The sequence below is a fragment of the Nocardia cyriacigeorgica genome (genome assembly GCF_005863245.1).
Classification (GTDB): Bacteria; Actinomycetota; Actinomycetes; order Mycobacteriales; family Mycobacteriaceae; genus Nocardia; species Nocardia cyriacigeorgica_C.
The window spans coordinates 652,828-670,658 of sequence record NZ_VBUT01000001.1 but is presented as its reverse complement, the minus strand read 5'-3'; the positions used below and the strand labels follow the sequence as shown (position 1 = coordinate 670,658).

Below are 17,831 nucleotides of genomic sequence, written 5' to 3'. Positions count from 1 at the left end.
GGGAGCCCTCTCACAGGTGATGCTTGTAGGTGTCGTAATCGGCATCCGGCTCGCCGGAGGGCTCGAAGTGGTCGACGTTCTCCAGTCCGTATCCCCACTCCTCGCGCGGCTTCCACACCGCGCGCACCCGCATGCCCATCCGGACGTCCTCGGCCGCGCAGCCGAGCACCAGGTGCAGTACCGGGATATCGGCGCCGTCGAGCAGCACATAGGCGGCCACGTAGGGCGGCTTGATCCGCTGGCCGAGGAACGGCACGTTGACGATGCAGAAGGTGGTGACGGTGCCGGTGTCGGCCAGCTCCACCATGTCGTCGGTGGGCCTGCCGTCGGTGGGGTTGGCGCCGCGCGGCGGGAAGTAGACCTTGCCGCCGGCGTCGGTGCGGCCGCCGATCAGCTTGCCTTCCTTGAGTCCACGCAGGTACACCGTCTCCTGCGGGGAGGCCGTGTGCTTGTAGCTCATGTCCACCGGCGTCACCAGCATGGTGACCGGCTCGGCCTCGGCATCCCCGGTTCGCTCACCGGCGGTGGAGGTTTCGCCGGGTTCGAAGCAGGCGATGTCGTGGATGGTGCCGGTGGTCTCGGCGGCCCAGCGCGCGCGAACCCGCATGCCGGTGCTGATCTCGTCCGGGCTCGCCACGTCCACCGCGTGCAGCAGCGCGGTATCGGCGCCGTCGAGCTTGATCAGCGCGTACGCGAACGGCCGGTCGAAGGGCTGACCCGGCAGTGGATCACGCACCCAGCTCCAGGAGACGACCGTGCCGACATCGGCGACGTCGACGAACTCGCTGAGCGGATCGGCTGTCACCGGGTCGTATTCGGACGGCGGTACGAGGACCCGGCCGTCGGAACCGCGCACGCCGACGACGCGGCGTTCGCGCAGCCCGGTCAGGAACTTTCCGATGGTCGGTCCCGTCGATCGGGTGTAGTCGAACTTCATTCGCAGCGGCGCGCTGAGTACGTCGCTCGGTTTCAATCCCGGCGGGCGATCCTGCGTGATTGCCGTGGGTGCAGTATTCCCATGAGTCACGATATCGAGTAGAACAGGTTCTTATTCTGCTGGCAAGCAGTGGATTGGAAAGGGGACCGATATGCGGTTCGGATTGCAGCTCGGATATTGGGGTGCGGCGCCGCCGCAGCATGTCGGTGAACTGGTCGCGGCCGCCGAGGCGGCGGGCTTCGACGCGGTGTTCGCGGCCGAGTCGTGGGGCTCGGACGCCTTCGGTCCGCTGGCCTGGTGGGGATCGTCGACCAGCCGGGTGCGGCTCGGTACCTCGGTCGCGCAAGTGTCGGCGCGCACTCCTGCCGCCACCGCGATGCACGCGCTGACCCTCGATCACCTCAGCGGTGGCCGCGCCATTCTCGGGCTCGGCGTCTCCGGCCCGCAGGTGGTGGAGGGCTGGTACGGACAACCGTTCGCCAAGCCGTTGCAGCGCACCAGGGAGTACGTCGACATTGTCCGCAAGGTGCTCGCGCGCGAGGCGCCCGTTGTCAGCGAGGGGCCGCACTACACGCTGCCCTACGCCGGGCCGGGCGCCACCGGGCTCGGTAAGCCGCTCAAGCCGATCGTGCACCCGCTACGTGCGGATTTGCCGATCTGGCTCGGTGCGGAGGGCCCGAAGAACGTCGCGCTGACCGCCGAGATCGCCGACGGCTGGCTGGCCATCTACTACGCCCCGCGGCTGGCCGGGATGTACAACGAATGGCTCGACGAAGGCTTTGCCCGCGCCGGCGCGCGCCGCACCAGGGAGACCTTCGAGATCGCCGCCAGCGCCCAGGTGATCGTCACCGACGACCCGGCGAGCGAGATCGAACGCCTGCGCTGGGTGATGTCGCTCTACATCGGCGGCATGGGCGCCCCCGAGCTCAATTTCCACGCCCAGGTCTACCGCCGGATGGGCTACGAGAAGGAGGTCGAGGAGATCGGCACGCTGTTCCGAGCGGGTCGTAAGGCCGAGGCCGCGGCTGCGGTGCCGGATGAGATGGTGCTCGACACCACCATCATCGGCAACGAGGACGAGGTGCGTAAGCAGATCGGCGTCTGGGAGGCGGCCGGGGTGACCATGCTGTTGGTGTCGGTCGCTGACACCGAGCAGATGCGTAAACTCGCACCCCTTGTCGGCACGTAGAACGCGTTCTAAATTCGATGGGGTGACGCAGGAGTCGGCCGAAGTTCTCGGGCTGTGGAATATCGCCGCGGTCCAGCCGGAGCGCATTGCGCTGATCGCACCGTCCGGGCGGGAGGTGAGCTACCGGGAACTGGCCGGTCTCGCGGATCGATATGCCGGTGGGCTACGGGCGCTCGGGCTGCGGCCGGGTGATGCCGTGGTGAGCCTGCTGCCGAATTGCGTGGAGGCGGTCGCGTTCTCGTTCGCGGCAGCTCAGAGCGGGCTGTACCTGGTCACGGTGGACTGGCATCTGGCGGTGCCGGACATCGCCCATATGCTCATCGACAGCGAAACCAAGGCGTTCGTGGCGGGCCGGCGGTTCGCCGAGTCGGCTCGTCTCGCCGCCGATGCCGCGAGTCTGCCTGTCGCCGCGCGGTTCTCAGTGGGCGAGATCGAGGGCTTCAAATCGGTGGCCTGGCTCGGTGCGGCGGGGATCCGGCGGCCGGGTGATCGTACGGCCGGGGCCGCATTGCGCTCCGACTCGTCGACGGTCGCGCCGCACCTCGGCGTTCGGAGCGCGCTCGCCGGTGACGATCACGGTGTGGTGGCACCGCACACCGCCGGTTTCTTCGGCCTCTTCGGGCTCGCGCCGCACGGCGCCCATGTGCATTTGGCGGGACTGCCGCTGTATCGGTTCGAGGCACTCGATTTCCTCACGGTCTCGGTGCAATTGGGGCACCGGGTGGTGCTGATGGACGGTTGGGACGCGGCCGAGGCGCTGCGGTTGATCGAACGGCACCGCGTGACTCACAGCCGGTTGTCCCCGGCCCTGTTCGACCGGCTGCTGGCGCTGCCGGAAGCGATCCGATCCCGCTACGACCTGTCCTCGCTGCGCCGGATCGTGCACGGACCCGAGCCGTGCTCGCCGGAACTCGAACAGCGGATGGCCGCCTGGTGGGGCCCGGTGTTCACCGACTACCGGAGCGCGACCGAGGGCGGCCCGATCGCCGGCGCCGCCCTCACGGACGACGCGGCCGACCGGGACCGCCACTCGGATCTGATCCCCGGCTGAGCGGACTCAGACGGCTTCGCGCAGCTCCGGCTCCAGGCCGAACAGCGGGAACAACTTCTCGGTATCGAGGAAGAAGTTGAGCCCGGAGATCTCGCCGTCGGTGAGTTCGAGGACGGTGATCGACCACGGCACCCACACGCCCGGCTCGCCGCTGGGCTTGTAGTGGCCGAAGGCGGGCAGGCCGTTGGCGCCCTCGAGCCGGACCAGACGCGAATCGCGGCAGGCCGCGCCGTGGCCGAGCATGAACTCCGCGACATTGGCCGGGCCGGACACCCAGAACTCGAGCGGCGGCATGGACAGCGCCACATCGGTTTTCAGCAGCGTGGTGAGGGTGTCCATATCGTAGGACTCGAAGGCCTTGACGAAATCGTCGACGAGTCTGCGCTGATCCTCATCGGTCTCGTCGTAGGTGTCGGTGACCGCGGGCTGGACCTTGGACATGGTGGCGCGGGCGCGTTGCAAAGCGCTGTTCACCGAGGCCGGCGACATGGTGAGGGCCTCGGCGGTCTCGCTGGCGGAAAAGCGCAGCACCTCGCGCATGATCAGGATGGCGCGCTGGGTGGCGGGCAGGTGCTGACAGGCGGCGACGAAGGCCAGCCGCAGCGTGTCCTTGGCGGTGGCGTGGTCGGCCGGATCCGCTCCGAAGGCGAGCGCGTTGGGGATCGGCTCGACCCACACGTAGTCCGGCTGCGGCGCCGACAGCGGCGACTCCGGGCTCGACGGCCCCGACAGATCCATCGGCCGGGCCCGGCGCTGCGGACCGTCGAGCATGTCCAGGCAGACGTTGGTGGCGATGCGGTACAGCCACGATCGCAGGCTGGCCCGGCCCTCGAAGCTGTCGTAGGCCTTCCAGGCACGGGTGAAGGTTTCTTGGACCGCGTCTTCGGCCTCGAACGAGGAACCGAGCATGCGGTAGGCGTAGGCGCACAACTCGCGGCGGTGTACCTCGAAGGATTCCATGACTTCCGCCGTGGCGGTGCCCGTCATCTCGCTCATGGATGCCACTGTGGCACAAGCCACCGACAACAAACAGATGTCGCGGTGATCGTTTGCCGACGGAAAGACCACGTCAGCCACAGGAATCGCACCAGTACCGCAGGTGACGGATACGACGTCGCCGAACTGGATTCTACGGCCGCGATGAGTTTCCGGAACCGGCCCCGTCTCTATGGGTGAAGCGATAAGCACACACCGACCGAGAGGCCGAAAAGACAATGAGCAGCAAGATGATCTTCATCAATCTCCCCGTGACCGACCTGGAGCGGTCCAAGAGCTTCTACGAGGCGCTCGGCTGGAAGGTCAACCAGGACTTCACCGATCAGAACGCCGCCTGCATCGTGATCGACGACAACATCTGCCTGATGCTGCTGACCCGGGAGTACTTCGCCACCTTCACCAAGCGCCCGATCGCCGACACCGCGGCCACCGCCGCTGCCGGCTACGCGCTCTCGCTCGGCAGTGCGCAGGAAGTCGACCAGCTGACCAACGCCGCGGTGGCGGCGGGCGGCCGGGAAGAGGTCAACGAGGACAAGCGCGCCCAGGAAGCCGAGGTCGGCATGCACGGGCGCACCTTCCTCGACCCCGACGGTCACCAGTGGGAGCCGTTCTGGATGGACTACCCCGGCGCCAACTGAGCACGGACAGCACCTGAGCGCAGACAGCGGAACGTCCCCGGCGCGTCGAGCACGCCGGGGACGTTCTGTCGTTTCATGAGCGGCTACTTGCCGGAGAACGTGGGCTTACGCTTCTCGGCGAAGGCCTTCGGCCCCTCCTTGGCGTCGGCCGACTTGAACACCGCCATGCCGAGTTCGGCATCGATCTTGAAGGCGTCGTTCTCCGGCATGGCCTCGGTGTCGCGGATGGTCTTCAGGATCGCCTGCACCGCCAGCGGGCCGTTGGCGGCGATCAGCCCCGCCAGTTCCAGCGCCTTGTCGAGCGCGGTCCCGTCCGGCACCACGTGTCCGATCAGGCCGATCTCCTTGGCCTCGGCCGCGGTGACGTGGCGTCCGGTGAGCAGGATGTCGGCGGCGACGGTGTAGGGAATCTGGCGCACCAGCCGCACGGCCGAGCCGCCCAGCGGGAACAGCCCCCAACGCGCCTCGGACACACCGAATTTCGCGCTCTCACCGGCCACCCGGATGTCGGTGCCCTGCAAGATCTCGGTGCCGCCCGCGATGGCCGGGCCCTCGACCGCGGCGATCAGCGGCTTGGTGAGCCTGCGGCCCTTGAGCAGTGCTTCGATCTTCGACAGGTCCCAGCCGCCGCCGGAGAACGAATCGCCGGGATGCTGGGAGGTCATCGCCTTCAGATCCGCGCCCGCGCAGAACGCGCCGCCCGCGCCGGTGAGGATCGCGACCCGGATATCGGGATCGTTGTCGACCTGATCCCAGGCGTCGCGCATGATCGCCATCATCTCGCCCGAGAGGGCGTTCTTCGCTTCCGGGCGATTCATGGTGACGATGAGAACGTGGTCGCGCTTCTCGACGAGGCAGTGCGGCATCGCGGAAATCTCCTGGCTCGAGGACGTGGTGTGAAAAGGCACCCTTGTCAGGAACAGTAACACGTTCTATTTTTAGGTCTGTGAGCTACAACATAGCGGACCTCATCGAGCACACCATCGACCTCATGCCCGATCGCGTCGCACTGGTCGACGACGTTCGCGAGGTCACCTATGCGCAGTTGGAGGAGCGGACCAACAAGCTAGCCCATTACCTGCGAGAACAGGGTGTCCAGCCGGGTGACAAGGTGGGCATCTACTCGCGCAACACGATCGAGGCCGTCGAGTCGATGGTCGCGGTGTTCAAGGCGCGCGCGGTGATGGTCAACGTGAACTTCCGTTACGTCGAGAACGAGTTGCAATATATCTTCGATGATTCGGACATGGTGGCGTTGATCCACGAGCGTCGCTACACCGACAAGGTGACCGCCGTGCGGCCGAATGTGCCGAAGTTGAAGACCGTGATCGTGGTCGACGACGATACCGCCGGACAGGTGCCGCTCGCGGCGGATTCGGTCGAATACGAGGCCGCCCTCGCCGGTAGCTCGGGCGCGCGCGACTTCGGTGAACGTTCCCCCGACGACATCTTCATGCTCTACACCGGCGGGACCACCGGCATGCCCAAGGGCGTGATGTGGCGCCAGGAAGACTGGTGGCGGGTGCTCGGCGGCGGCACCAACTTCGGCACCGGCGAGAAGATCGAAGACGAATGGACCCAGGCCAAGAACGGCGCCGCCGGTGCCGCGATGGTGCGCTACCCGATCCCGCCGATGATCCACGGGGGCTCGCAGGCCGCCACCTTCCACGGCCTGTTCGACGGCGGCAAGACCGTCATGCTGCCGGAGTTCAGCGGGCACAGCGTGTGGCAGGCGATCGACCGGCACGGCGTGAACATGATCTTTATTACCGGCGACGCGATGGCGCGTCCGATGCTGGACGCGCTGCGCGAGGGCAACCCGGAAACCGGTGAGCCGTACAAGCATTCGAATCTGTGGGCGATGGCCAGCAGCGCCGCGCTGTTCTCGCCGACGCTCAAGGACCAGTACCTGGAACTGTTGCCGACCACCGTCATCACCGACTCGATCGGCTCCTCGGAGACCGGGTTCGGCGGTTTGGCCATCGCGGCCAAGGGGGCGACGCACACCGGCGGCCCCCGGGTGAAGATCGATGCCTCCACCGAGGTGCTCGACGAGGACGGCAACCCGGTCGAGCCGGGTTCGGGCAAGGTCGGCATGCTCGCCCGCAAGGGCCATATCCCGCTCGGCTACTACAACGACCCGGTCAAGACGGCCGCGACGTTCAAGGAGTTCAACGGGGTCCGCTACTCGATTCCGGGTGACTACGCCCGCGTCGAGGAGGACGGCACCGTCACCATGCTCGGCCGTGGTTCGGTGAGCATCAACAGCGGCGGCGAGAAGATCTACCCGGAGGAGGTCGAGGGCGCCCTCAAGACCCATCCAGAGATCTTCGACGCCCTCGTCGTCGGTGTGCCGGACGAGCGCTGGGGCCAGCGGGTCGCCGCCGTAATCCAGTGTCGCGGCGACAAGCGCCCCACCCTGGAGGAGCTGCGCCCGGTCCTGACCAAGGAGGTCTCGTCCTACAAGATGCCGCGCAGCCTCTGGTTCGTCGACGAGATCAAGCGTTCCCCCGCCGGCAAGCCCGACTACCGCTGGGCCAAGGCGCAGACCGAAGCCCGCCCCGCCGACGAGCACGCCGAGGCGAGCAGCAAATAGTTTCTCGACGACTGACGGTGAGGGCGCATCGCAATTCGGCGGTGCGCCCCTTGCCATTCGACGACGAGGACGCGGCGGCAGCCATCACCGAGCGGGAGCGGCTGTTCGACGAGGCGGCAACGTATGTCTTCAGCGTCGGTCAGGAACTGAACGACCGCCTGAGGTGAGCAGTAGAGCGCACGAGATCGGCCCGCCGGATGATGTCCGGCGGGCCGATGTCGTTTCGGGGTGGCTCAGGCCGAGTCGGCCAGGTGCTCGGCGATGGGGAGCAGGTGGTCGGGGGCTGGGCCGAGGGCGAATTCGTTGTGCTTCGCGGCGGTGAAGTAATTCTGCACGATGTGGTCGCGGTCGATGCCGACGCCGCCGTGCACGTGGACGACGGTGTGGGCGACGCGGTGGCCGGCTTCGGCGGCCCAGAACTTGGCGGTGTGCACGGCGGGGCCCGCGGGCAGGTCCTCGGAGAGCTGCCAGGCGGCCTGGGTGACGGTCAGGCGCAGGCCGCCGACGTCGATGTAGGCGTCGGCCAGGCGCTGGGCCACGGCCTGGAAGCTGCCGATGGCCTTGCCGAACTGCTCGCGTTCGCGGGCGTACTCGGCCACCAGTTCCAGGGCTCGTTCGAGGGTGCCGAGCTGCTGGGCGCTGAGCCCGAGCCAGGCGCGCAGCAGCAGCCAGTCCACGATCTCGGCGCCGGTGTCCAGGGTGCCGAGCAGTTCGGCAGGGGACTCGGTGAACTCCACCAGGTACTCCGCGCTGCGGTCGACCACCTGCTGAGCGCTCACCTGCACCGACGAGTGCGACGGATCGACCAGGAACACCGCGGTCTGCCCGGACACGGTGGCGGGCACCAGGATCCGGTGCGCGCGGTCGGCGACCGGGACGGTGGTCTTGGCGCCGGTGACCCGCCAGCCGTCGGCGGCTTCGGTGGCGGTGGTGTCCGGGGTCGCGGTGTCCCAGTTGTGTTCCTCGGTCAGCGCGGCGGTGAGGATCAGCTCGCCGGCCCCGGCCTGCCGGGCGAGCTCGCGCTGCTCGGAAGAGCCGTACCGCGCCAGCGCACCCGCCCCGAGCACGATCGAGGACAGATACGGCACGGCCGCCACGTACCGGCCGAGTTCGCGCAGGATCGAGGTTTGTTCGAGCACGCCGAAGTCATTGCCGCCCACGGCCTCCGGCAGGGCGGCGGCGAGCACACCGGTCTCGGCCAGCGACTGCCACAGCGGTTCGTCGAAGCGCACCTCCGCGGTGTCGAGTTCGCGCAGCCGGTCGTCGGTGACCAGCTTGGCGCACACCTCGCCGGTCAGCCGGGCCAGATCGCCCTGTGCCTCGGTAGGGGTGAAATCCATGGTGAGTTCCTGCTTTCGAAATCCGGTCTCAGCGGGCGGCGGCGGGCTGCTTCAGCGCGGTCATGGCGATGATGTCGCGCTGGACCTCGTTGGTGCCGCCGCCGAAGGTCAGGATCAGCGCGGCCCGGTGCATCCGCTCCAGCCGTCCGCGCAGCACCGAACCGGGGGAGTCCTGGCGCAGGTAGGCCTGCGGTCCGAGCACCTCCATCAGCAGCCGGTAGGCCTCGGTGGCCAATTCGGTGCCGTACACCTTGCAGGCCGAGGCGTCCCACGGCCGCGGTGCGGCGTCACCGCCCGCGTCGGCGCGGCTGGCGATCTCCCAGTTCAGCAGCTTCAGGTATTCGACCTTGGCGTGCACCTTGGCCAGGTTCAACCGCACCCATTCGCGGTCGATCACCCGCGAACCGTCCGAGGATTTGGTCTCGCGCGCCCACTCGACGGTCTGGCGCAGCGCCAGCGCCAGCGGCGCGGAAGACGTGAGCGCGACCCGCTCGTGGTTGAGCTGGTTGGTGACCAGCGGCCAGCCACCGTTCTCCTTGCCAACCAGGGCGGTCACCGGTACCCGCACGTCCTGGTAGTAGGTGGCGCTGGTGTCGGGTCCGGCCATGGTGTGCACCGGCGTCCAGGAGAAGCCCTCGGCGTCGGTCGGCACGATGAGCATGCTGATGCCCTTGTGCTTCTTGGCCGTCGGATCGGTGCGGCAGGCCAGCCAGACGTAGTCGGCGTAGGCGATGAGGCTGGTCCACATCTTCTGCCCGTTGATGACGTATTCGTCGCCGTCGCGCACCGCGGTGGTGCGCAGCGAGGCCAGGTCGGTGCCCGCGCCCGGCTCGGAGTAGCCGATGGAGAAGTGCAGCTCACCGGCCGCGATCTTGGGCAGGAAGAATTTCTTCTGTTCCTCGCTGCCGTAATGCATGATGGTCGGCGCGACGGAGTTGATGGTCAGGAACGGCACCGGCGCGCCCGCGATGGCCGCCTCGTCGGTGAAGATCAGCTGGTCCAGCATCGGCCGGTCCTGGCCGCCGAACTCCGTGGGCCAGCCCAGCGCCAGCCAGCCGTCGCGGCCCATCTCCCGCACGACCTCGCGGTAGACGTTGCCCTGCCCGTATTCGCCGGTCTGCGCGCTGAGCGCGGCGCGGCGTTCGGGGGTGATCAGCGTGGCGAAGTAGTCGCGCAGCTCCGCTCGTAGCTGTTGCTGCTGCGGCGTGTAGGCGATGCGCATGGGCGTTACCTCGGGCCTTCATTCATCGAATAGGGACACCCGGATAGGAAACCGGCGTTTCGATCATTGCATATCGACTGAAACATGTTCCAGTATTGATAGTGGATCCACTCGATGTCCGCCCGCGCGGCGGCATCGGCTTGTTACTCTTCGGCGACAGCCGCGGTGAAGGAGTTCTGATGAAGGTCGTTGTTGATCTCGACCAGTGCGAAGCGAACGGAATCTGTGTCGGAATCGCCCCCGACGTCTTCGAACTCGATGACGAAGACGTGCTGCACATTGCCGAGGGTGAAGTGCCCGCCGATCGCCTCGCCGAGGTGGAGGACGCGGTAGCGCAATGCCCGAAAGCGGCGCTGAAATTGTTGTAATCGGCTCTTGCCGTGAACTGGAACACGTTCTAAAGTCGGCCCGGTGAACGATAACGATGTGAGCCTTGCCGGACGTGTTGCGATCGTGACCGGGGCGGGTGCCGGCCTCGGTCGCGCCGAGGCGCTGGCACTCGCGGGCGCCGGCGCCTCGGTCGTCGTCAACGACCTGGCCGATTCCGAGGCCGTGGCCCAGACCATGGCCGAGATTCGCGCACTGGGTGCGAAAGCGGAGTTCGTCGCGGGCAGCGTCGCCGAGCGGTCCACCGCCGACGAACTGATCCGCACCGCCACCGAGGCCTTCGGCGGGCTCGACATCGTGGTCAACAACGCGGGCATCACCCGCGACCGGATGCTGTTCAATATGTCCGACGAGGACTGGGACGCGGTGATCGCCGTTCATCTGCGCGGCCATTTCCTGCTCTGCCGCAACGCGGGCGCGTACTGGCGCGGCAAGTCCAAAGAAGCGGGCGCGCCGGTGTACGGCCGCATTGTCAACACCTCCTCCGAGGCCGGTCTGCTCGGTCCGGAAGGGCAGGCGAACTACGGCGCGGCCAAGGCGGGCATCACCGCGCTGACGTTGTCGGCGTCGCGCGCGCTCTCGCGCTTCGGCGTGCGGGCCAACGCGATCTGCCCGCGGGCCAGGACCGCGATGACCGAGGCTGTGTTCAAGGACGCGCCCGAGGGTGCGGTCGATCCGCTCTCGCCCGATCATGTCGCGCGACTGGTGGCCTATCTGTCCTCGCCCGCGGCCGAAGCCGTCAACGGACAGGTGTTCGTGGTGTACGGGCCGATGGTCGCGCTGATGGCGGCGCCGGAAGTCGAGCAGCGCTTCGACGCGACGGGTGAGCAGTGGTCGACCGGCGATCTGGCCGCCACGCTGAGCGGGTACTTCGCCCAGCGGCCGGAAGGTCGTACCTTTTCTGCAACGTCGCTACACGAACTGGGCTGACCAGCCCCGTTGCCCGTCCGTCCGCTCGACCGCTTCCTGAACGGCCGTCCAAGAGTTGATCGGTCGTCCAGCAGTTGGTAGACATGGGGATCGTATGTGCCGGGACTCACAACAGTGATGCTCAACACGTATGAACCAGGTTCCAATCTTGCTGTCTGAGATTGGATCGAAATAGCAGTTCAAATGGGGCCAAAAGCCCCACAGAGTCTTAGTGAACATGTTCTACTTGTCCGGGGCGCGGGACGGTTACGGCCGTCGCGTCCGTCAGCGGGACCAGTAGTCAGGCAAGGAGGATCGCCGATGAACGAGGTCCTTGCCGTGCCATTGCGGGCGGTCGGCGGGTTCTTCGACCTCACGGCGGAAGTGGCGCGTGCCAGCATGCGCCGGCCCTTCCAGGCACGCGAGTTCGTCGACCAGTCCTGGTTCATCGCGCGAGTCTCGATCGTGCCGACCCTGCTGGTAGCCATACCTTTCACCGTGCTGGTGAGCTTCACGCTGAACATCCTGTTGCGCGAGATCGGCGCGGCCGACCTCAGCGGCGCGGGCGCCGCCTTCGGCGCGGTGACCCAGGTCGGCCCGATCGTCACCGTGCTCATCGTGGCAGGCGCGGGCGCCACCGCCATCTGCGCCGACCTCGGCGCGCGCACCATTCGCGAGGAAATCGACGCGATGAAGGTGCTCGGCATCGACCCGGTCCAGCGACTGGTGGTTCCGCGCGTGCTCGCGTCGATGTTCGTGGCGCTGTTGCTCAACGGCCTGGTGTGCACCATCGGCATCCTCGGCGGGTTCCTGTTCTCGGTGCTGCTCCAGGATGTGAATCCGGGCGCCTTCGTCAACGGGATCACCCTGCTCACCAACCTGCCCGAGCTGATCATCTCCGAGGTCAAGGCGGGCCTGTTCGGCCTGATCGCCGGCCTGGTGGCCTGCTATCTCGGGCTCAACGTCAAAGGCGGACCCAAGAGTGTCGGTGATGCGGTGAACCAGACCGTGGTGTTCGCGTTCATGGCGCTGTTCGTGGTGAACGTCGTCGTCACCGCCGTCGGCATCAAGTTCGCGGTGCGGTGATCCGATGGCGTTCGTGATCCAGTCCCGGTTCCCCCGCTTGGTGCGGCGGGTACGCCGGATGTCGAACTCGATCGACGAACTCGGCCAGCAGGCCGTGTTCTACGGTCGTGCGATCGGTTCTATGCCGAAGGCGCTGGTGCACTACCGCACCGAGACCATCCGGCTCATCGCCGAGATCAGCATGGGCACCGGCGCGCTGGCCGTCATCGGCGGCACCGTGGTGATCGTCGGGTTCCTGACGCTGTTCACCGGCGGCACCATCGCGGTGCAGGGCTACAGCTCACTCGGCAATATCGGCGTCGAGGCACTGACCGGCTTCTTCGCCGCCTTCATCAATGTGCGCATCGCGGCGCCGGTGATCTCCGGTATCGGCCTGGCCGCCACCATCGGCGCCGGTTCGACCGCGCAGCTGGGTGCGATGCGGGTGGCCGAGGAGATCGACGCGCTCGAATCCATGGGCATCCGGCCGGTGCCGTACCTGGTGGGCACGCGGGTGCTGGCCGGGATGATCGCGATCATCCCGCTGTACTCACTCGCGGTGATCGCCTCGTTCGTCGCCAGCCGGTTCGCGACGGTGGTGATCTACGGGCAGTCCGCCGGCGTCTACGACCACTACTTCTCCACCTTCTTGATCCCGAGCGACATCCTGTGGTCGTTCGTGCAGGCGATCTTGATGGCGGTCGCGGTGATGATGATCCACACCTACTACGGCTTCCACGCCGCGGGCGGTCCGGTGGGCGTCGGTGTCGCGGTGGGTAACGCGGTGCGCGCCTCCCTGGTCGCGGTGGTCACGGTGACGCTGCTGGTCTCGCTGGCCATCTACGGCACTTCCGGCAACTTCAACCTCTCCGGATAGCGGCATGGTGAACACGAAAACTTCGGGGCGGTCCTCGGGTCTCGCGGCACGGCTGCGCGGCCCGCTGGGACTGAAACTGGCCGGGCTCGGGCTCGTGCTGTTCATGGTCGCGGTGGTGACCGTGTCGATGATCATGTTCGTCGGCGGATTCAACCAGACCGTCGCGGTGGCCGTGAAGGCGCCGCGCAGCGGCCTGGTGCTCGACCCGGACGCGAAGGTCAAGGTGCGCGGCGTCGAGATCGGCCGGGTCTCCGATATCGAGCTCGGCGACGACGGCGCGACCATCAATCTGGCGTTGAACCCGGATCAATTGAAGCTGGTGCCCGCCAATGCAGGCGTGGACATCCGCTCGACCACGGTCTTCGGCGCCAAGTACGTGAACTTCACCGTGCCCGAGGAGCCTTCGTCGGAGTCGCTGAAGCCCGGTGCGACGGTGGCGGCGAGCAAGGTGACCGTCGAGTTCAACACGCTGTTCCAGCATCTGTCCGATGTGCTGGCCCAGGTCGAGCCGGAAAAGCTCAATGCCACGCTGGCCGGGCTCGGCACCGCTTTGCAGGGCCGTGGTGAGAAGCTGGGCGATCTGCTCGTCAACAGTGAGGCCTACCTGCGCGACATCAACCCCAGCCTGCCCACGCTGCAACGGGATCTGGCCACCACCGCACAGGTCACCACTATCTACGCCGATACCGTCGGCGATCTGCTGCGCACGGTCGACAACGCCATCGTCACCAGCGGCACCATCGTCGACGAGACCGCGGGGGTGGACGAACTGCTGGCGAATCTGACCGGCCTGGCCGATACCGTGGGCTCGGCCATGCGCGAGAACGAACAGCCGCTGGTTACCGCAATGGAGCTGCTGCGGCCTACGAGCGAACTGCTCTACGAGTACCGGCCCGCGCTGTCGTGCCTGATCCTCGGCCTCGGCAAGGCGTTGCCGTTAGGTGAGGCGGTCTTCGGTGGACTTCAGCCGGGCGTCGGGCTCAATTCGAGCTTCATGTACGGCCAGACCGCCTACACCTACCCGGAGGATCTGCCGAAGGTGAATGCCACCGGCGGACCGCGCTGCGCGGGCACCGTGGACCGGGAACCGGGTAGCCACGCTGACTACGTCGTCACCGATACCTCCGAGGGTGCGCCGTACGCGCCGTCGACGCAGCTCACGATCAACGCGCCCAAGGTTTTCCAGATTCTGTTCGCCGGGCTTCCAGGGGTGCGTCAGCCGTGAGGAATACCGCAACGAAAGTCAAGCTGGGCATTTTCACGCTGGTGATGACGCTGATCTTCACCGGTCTGGTGATCGTCTTCAGTGAGGTGCGCTTCTCCAGGGAATACGGTTACAACGCCGTGTTCACCAGCGCGTCGGGCATGTTGCCCGGCGACAAGGTGCGCATCGCGGGCGTCCCGGTGGGTTCGGTGACGTCGGTGGAAGTCGGCAAGGACAATCTGGCGCACGTCGAATTCGACGTCGACCGGACGTTCAAGCTCTACAGCAGCACTCGCGCCACCATCCGGTACGAGAACCTGGTCGGCGACCGCTACCTCGAGCTGCTGGAGGGCCCGGGTTCGGCGGACATCCTGCCCGAGGGCAGCACCATCGGCCTGGAGCAGACCGCACCCGCGCTCGACCTGGACATGCTGCTCGGCGGCTTCAAACCGCTGCTGCGCGGCCTGGATCCGGCGCAGGTCAACGATCTGACCAACGCCCTGCTCCAGGTGTTCCAGGGGCAGGGCGGGACGCTGGTGTCGCTGCTCAACAGCGGCGGCTCCTTCGCCAAGACGCTGGCCGACCGCGATGCCCTGATCGGCAGCGTGATCGACAACCTCAACGCCGTACTGGCCACCATCGACGAGCGCGACGAGCAGTTCACCACCACGATCAACGAATTGCAGCGGCTGGTCAGCGGATTGGCCGCTGATCGCGATCCGATCGGTGCCGCGCTGCCGCGGATCGCCGGCGCCACCGGTGACCTCACCGATCTGCTCGCCCAAGCACGCCCGGACCTGAAGAACACCGTCGCGCAGATCGACCGGGTCGCCACCAATGTCAACAACGGTTCCGACACCGTGCAGTGGGTGCTGGAGCGGCTGCCCGAGACCTACAAGCAGTTGATCCGCATCGGTTCCTACGGATCGTTCCTGCAGCTGTATGTCTGCGAGACCAACTTCCTCGTCGACGGTCCGGACGGCAAGCCCATGAAGGTGGTCTTCCCGGGCGGGCAGGATACCGGAAGGTGTGCGAGCGAATGAGTGAGAAGTCAACGCCCGCAACAACGGTCGGTGTCGTCGGTCTGGTGCTCGCGGTGACGGTCGCGCTGTCTGCGCTCCAGTTCGACCGGTTGCCGTTCATCCGCTCCGGCGCCACCTTCACCGCGTTCTTCGCCGATGCCGGCGGGCTGGTGCCGGGCGATGACGTCCAGGTGGCCGGTGTGCGATCCGGTCAGGTCGAGGACGTGGAGCTGGACGGTGCGAAGGTGCTGGTGACCTTCTCGCTGAACGAATCCATCGTGCTCGGCGACAAGACCTCCGCGGCGATCAAGACCAACACCGTGCTCGGCCGCAAATCGCTCGAGGTCACCCCGAACGGCCCGGGCGCGCTGCGCGTCGACGACACCATTCCGCTGGATCGCACCACCTCGCCGTACTCGCTCAACGAGGCGCTCGGCGATCTCGCCGATACCGTCGGCGGCCTGGACATGGACCGGGTCGACCAGACCCTCGACGCGCTCTCGGCCACCTTCGCCGACACCCCGGAGCCGCTGCGCAACGCGCTCGACGGCATCACCGCGCTCTCGCGCACCATCAACACCCGCGACCAGGCGCTGTCGGATCTGCTGAGGCGGGCGCAGAACGTCACCAAGATCCTGTCCGACCGGGCGACCCAGCTCAACGCCCTGCTGCTGGATGGCAACGAGCTGCTCGGCGAGCTGGACCGGCGGCGCACCGCCATCAGCCAGCTGATCGTCTACGTCAACGGTCTGGCCCAGCAGCTGTCGGGTCTGGTGGCCGACAACGAGGCCCAGCTGCAACCGGCGCTGGACAAGCTGAATTCGGTGCTCGACCTGCTCCAGCGCAACCGGGACAACATCTCCCAGGCGCTCGACGGACTCGGCCCGTTCGCGGCGGCGCTCGGCGAGCAGGTCGGCAGCGGCCCGTACTTCCAGGCCTACGTCGTCAACGCGACCAGCCCCGGCTTGCAGATCCTGGTGGATTCGCTGGTCTGGCCGCAGAACCTGCCCGAATCGTTGCGCGGGTACTTCGACCCGATGCCGTCCATCGGACCCGCGATCCAGGAGCCGCCGCGATGACATCGAGAATTCGCCGTCTGCCCCGATGGGTGTTCGTCGCCGCCGCGGTGCTCGTCGCCGCGCTGGTGGTGTTCGCCGGCTACACCGCGCTGAACCGGATCGGCAAGACGAACATCACCGCCTACTTCACCTCCACCAGCGGCCTCTATGCCGGTGACGACGTGCGGGTGCTCGGCGTCAAGGTCGGCAGCATCGACTCGATCGAACCGAGCGCCGACCAGGTCAAGGTGGAGATGACCATCGACCGCGGTATCGACCTGCCCGCCGACTCGCGTGCGGTGATCATCGCGCCGTCGCTGGTCGCGGCCCGCTTCATCCAGATCGCCCCGGCCTACACCGAGGGACCGAAGCTGGAAGACGGTGCCACCATCGGCATCGAACGCACCGCCGTCCCGGTGGAGTGGGATGACATCAAGGCCGAATTGTCCAAGCTGGCAACGGCTCTCGGGCCGGTCGGGGAGGACCAGCAGGGGTCGTTCGGCCGCTTCGTCGACACCGCCGCGGAGAACCTCGACGGCAACGGCGACCGGTTCCGGGAGACGCTGCGGGAGCTGTCGGCGACGCTGACCACGCTCTCGGATGGTCGCACCGACCTGTTCGGCACCGTCCGCAACCTGCAACATTTCGTCGAGGTGCTCTCGGCGAGCAATGAGCAGATCGTGCAGTTCGGCGGCAGGCTCGCCTCGGTGTCGTCGGTGCTGGCGGGCGTGTCCAATGATCTCGGCGCGGGCCTGGACAACCTGGATATCGCCGTCGCCGACGTCAAACGCTTCCTCGACGGCAGCGGCGCCGAACTCACCGAAGGCGTGCAGAAGCTCGCCGACGCCACCCAGATCCTGGTCGACAAGCGCCCCGAGCTGGAACAGGCGCTGCACTCCGGGCCGACCGCGCTGGTGAACTTCTATCAGATCTACAAGCCCGCACAGGGCACGCTGACCGGGGCCATCTCGTTGAACAACACCGCGGACCCGCTCAGCTTCCTGTGTGGCTCGGTGCAGGCGCGCGAGGGCTACAACTCCGATCAGAGCGCCGCCCTGTGCGCGGAGTTCCTGGCGCCGGTGCTGAAGTCGCTCGCGATGAACTACCCGCCGCTGCTGGCCAATCCGGCCACCGGTGTCACCGCGTTCCCGGACCAGCTGGTGTTCAGCCCGGAGTCGCTGGCGGGCACCCAGCAGACCCAGGGTCCGGCCCCAGCTCGCGGCCCCGCGCCGGTGACGGTGCCCAGCGGGATCGCCGGGCTGGCCATTCCGGGATTGCCCGCGCCGCCGGCGCCGGGAGGAGGGCGATGATGCGCAAACCAACGGTGCGCGGTGAACGGT

17 protein-coding genes are annotated in these 17,831 nt (G+C 67.2%); 12 read left to right on the top strand and 5 right to left on the bottom strand.

Annotation, left to right across the window (positions count from 1 at the left end; genetic code table 11):
• Positions 1–10 precede the first annotated feature (10 nt).
• A complete protein-coding gene (locus FEK34_RS02980; protein ID WP_432760919.1) occupies positions 11–1,027 on the bottom strand; it encodes a Zn-ribbon domain-containing OB-fold protein in 1,017 nt (338 codons plus the stop codon).
• 61 nt (positions 1,028–1,088) lie between these two features.
• On the opposite strand from FEK34_RS02980, the gene FEK34_RS02975 reads away from it, so the two are divergent.
• Together FEK34_RS02975 and FEK34_RS02970 are read left to right on the top strand one after the other, a co-directional pair.
• Positions 1,089–2,126: an LLM class F420-dependent oxidoreductase gene (locus FEK34_RS02975; RefSeq protein ID WP_138446274.1), complete on the top strand. Its 1,038-nt coding sequence runs from the start codon at positions 1,089–1,091 to the stop codon at positions 2,124–2,126.
• A 22-nt stretch (positions 2,127–2,148) separates the two neighbouring features.
• Positions 2,149–3,177, top strand: coding sequence for an AMP-binding protein (locus FEK34_RS02970; protein ID WP_138446273.1), 1,029 nt, complete (start codon positions 2,149–2,151; stop codon positions 3,175–3,177).
• Positions 3,178–3,183: 6 nt separating this feature from the next.
• Here FEK34_RS02970 and FEK34_RS02965 read toward each other — a convergent pair whose 3' ends face one another.
• The gene (locus FEK34_RS02965; RefSeq protein WP_138446272.1) at positions 3,184–4,173 is read right to left on the bottom strand and encodes a sigma-70 family RNA polymerase sigma factor; all 990 of its coding nucleotides are present in this window, start codon (positions 4,171–4,173) and stop codon (positions 3,184–3,186) included.
• 218 nt (positions 4,174–4,391) lie between these two features.
• Here FEK34_RS02965 and FEK34_RS02960 point away from each other — a divergent pair, with 218 nt between their 5' ends.
• Positions 4,392–4,811, top strand: coding sequence for a VOC family protein (locus FEK34_RS02960; protein ID WP_138446271.1), 420 nt, complete (start codon positions 4,392–4,394; stop codon positions 4,809–4,811).
• 83 nt (positions 4,812–4,894) lie between these two features.
• Here the strand turns inward: FEK34_RS02960 and FEK34_RS02955 are convergent, their stop codons facing one another.
• A complete protein-coding gene (locus FEK34_RS02955) occupies positions 4,895–5,677 on the bottom strand; it encodes a crotonase/enoyl-CoA hydratase family protein (protein WP_138446270.1) in 783 nt (260 codons plus the stop codon).
• An 80-nt stretch (positions 5,678–5,757) separates the two neighbouring features.
• On the opposite strand from FEK34_RS02955, the gene FEK34_RS02950 reads away from it, so the two are divergent.
• Positions 5,758–7,407, top strand: a complete 1,650-nt coding sequence (locus tag FEK34_RS02950; protein ID WP_138446269.1) for an acyl-CoA synthetase — start codon at positions 5,758–5,760, stop codon at positions 7,405–7,407.
• Between the two features lie 233 nt (positions 7,408–7,640).
• Here the strand turns inward: FEK34_RS02950 and FEK34_RS02945 are convergent, their stop codons facing one another.
• Positions 7,641–8,747: an acyl-CoA dehydrogenase family protein gene (locus tag FEK34_RS02945; protein WP_138446268.1), complete on the bottom strand. Its 1,107-nt coding sequence runs from the start codon at positions 8,745–8,747 to the stop codon at positions 7,641–7,643.
• Between the two features lie 28 nt (positions 8,748–8,775).
• Positions 8,776–9,969, bottom strand: a complete 1,194-nt coding sequence (locus FEK34_RS02940; RefSeq protein ID WP_138446267.1) for an acyl-CoA dehydrogenase family protein — start codon at positions 9,967–9,969, stop codon at positions 8,776–8,778.
• Positions 9,970–10,148: 179 nt separating this feature from the next.
• On the opposite strand from FEK34_RS02940, the gene FEK34_RS02935 reads away from it, so the two are divergent.
• The 8 genes from FEK34_RS02935 (at position 10,149) to FEK34_RS02900 (ending at position 17,801) form a co-directional block, all read left to right on the top strand.
• Positions 10,149–10,337: a ferredoxin gene (locus FEK34_RS02935; protein WP_081505543.1), complete on the top strand. Its 189-nt coding sequence runs from the start codon at positions 10,149–10,151 to the stop codon at positions 10,335–10,337.
• Between the two features lie 43 nt (positions 10,338–10,380).
• On the top strand, positions 10,381–11,286 hold the full coding sequence (locus FEK34_RS02930; protein ID WP_138446266.1) for a 3-oxoacyl-ACP reductase: 906 nt from the start codon (positions 10,381–10,383) through the stop codon (positions 11,284–11,286).
• Positions 11,287–11,586: 300 nt separating this feature from the next.
• Positions 11,587–12,351 carry an MlaE family ABC transporter permease gene (locus FEK34_RS02925; protein WP_014348837.1) on the top strand — a complete coding sequence of 255 codons (765 nt, stop codon included), beginning with the start codon at positions 11,587–11,589 and terminating at the stop codon, positions 12,349–12,351.
• A 4-nt stretch (positions 12,352–12,355) separates the two neighbouring features.
• Positions 12,356–13,207, top strand: a complete 852-nt coding sequence (locus FEK34_RS02920; RefSeq protein ID WP_138446265.1) for an MlaE family ABC transporter permease — start codon at positions 12,356–12,358, stop codon at positions 13,205–13,207.
• Positions 13,208–13,211: 4 nt separating this feature from the next.
• A complete protein-coding gene (locus FEK34_RS02915; protein ID WP_138446264.1) occupies positions 13,212–14,432 on the top strand; it encodes an MCE family protein in 1,221 nt (406 codons plus the stop codon).
• Positions 14,429–15,454, top strand: coding sequence for an MCE family protein (locus FEK34_RS02910; RefSeq protein ID WP_138446263.1), 1,026 nt, complete (start codon positions 14,429–14,431; stop codon positions 15,452–15,454). Before FEK34_RS02915 ends, FEK34_RS02910 begins: the two co-directional genes overlap by 4 nt.
• Positions 15,451–16,512: an MCE family protein gene (locus tag FEK34_RS02905; RefSeq protein WP_138446262.1), complete on the top strand. Its 1,062-nt coding sequence runs from the start codon at positions 15,451–15,453 to the stop codon at positions 16,510–16,512. The genes FEK34_RS02910 and FEK34_RS02905 overlap by 4 nt, the downstream gene beginning before the upstream one ends.
• Positions 16,509–17,801 (top strand): MCE family protein, encoded by a 1,293-nt coding sequence (locus FEK34_RS02900; RefSeq protein WP_138446261.1) that lies wholly within the window; start codon positions 16,509–16,511, stop codon positions 17,799–17,801. Before FEK34_RS02905 ends, FEK34_RS02900 begins: the two co-directional genes overlap by 4 nt.
• Positions 17,802–17,831: the final 30 nt, after the last annotated feature.

Coding starts and splice junctions, on each gene's coding strand:
- FEK34_RS02935 (WP_081505543.1), top strand. CDS start 10,149: ATGAAGGTCGTTGTTGATCTCGACCAGTGCGAAGCGAACGGAATCTGT.
- FEK34_RS02975 (WP_138446274.1), top strand. CDS start 1,089: ATGCGGTTCGGATTGCAGCTCGGATATTGGGGTGCGGCGCCGCCGCAG.
- FEK34_RS02920 (WP_138446265.1), top strand. CDS start 12,356: ATGGCGTTCGTGATCCAGTCCCGGTTCCCCCGCTTGGTGCGGCGGGTA.
- FEK34_RS02960 (WP_138446271.1), top strand. CDS start 4,392: ATGAGCAGCAAGATGATCTTCATCAATCTCCCCGTGACCGACCTGGAG.
- FEK34_RS02940 (WP_138446267.1), bottom strand. CDS start 9,969: ATGCGCATCGCCTACACGCCGCAGCAGCAACAGCTACGAGCGGAGCTG.
- FEK34_RS02905 (WP_138446262.1), top strand. CDS start 15,451: ATGAGTGAGAAGTCAACGCCCGCAACAACGGTCGGTGTCGTCGGTCTG.
- FEK34_RS02915 (WP_138446264.1), top strand. CDS start 13,212: ATGGTGAACACGAAAACTTCGGGGCGGTCCTCGGGTCTCGCGGCACGG.
- FEK34_RS02900 (WP_138446261.1), top strand. CDS start 16,509: ATGACATCGAGAATTCGCCGTCTGCCCCGATGGGTGTTCGTCGCCGCC.
- FEK34_RS02945 (WP_138446268.1), bottom strand. CDS start 8,747: ATGGATTTCACCCCTACCGAGGCACAGGGCGATCTGGCCCGGCTGACC.
- FEK34_RS02965 (WP_138446272.1), bottom strand. CDS start 4,173: ATGAGCGAGATGACGGGCACCGCCACGGCGGAAGTCATGGAATCCTTC.
- FEK34_RS02925 (WP_014348837.1), top strand. CDS start 11,587: ATGAACGAGGTCCTTGCCGTGCCATTGCGGGCGGTCGGCGGGTTCTTC.
- FEK34_RS02955 (WP_138446270.1), bottom strand. CDS start 5,677: ATGCCGCACTGCCTCGTCGAGAAGCGCGACCACGTTCTCATCGTCACC.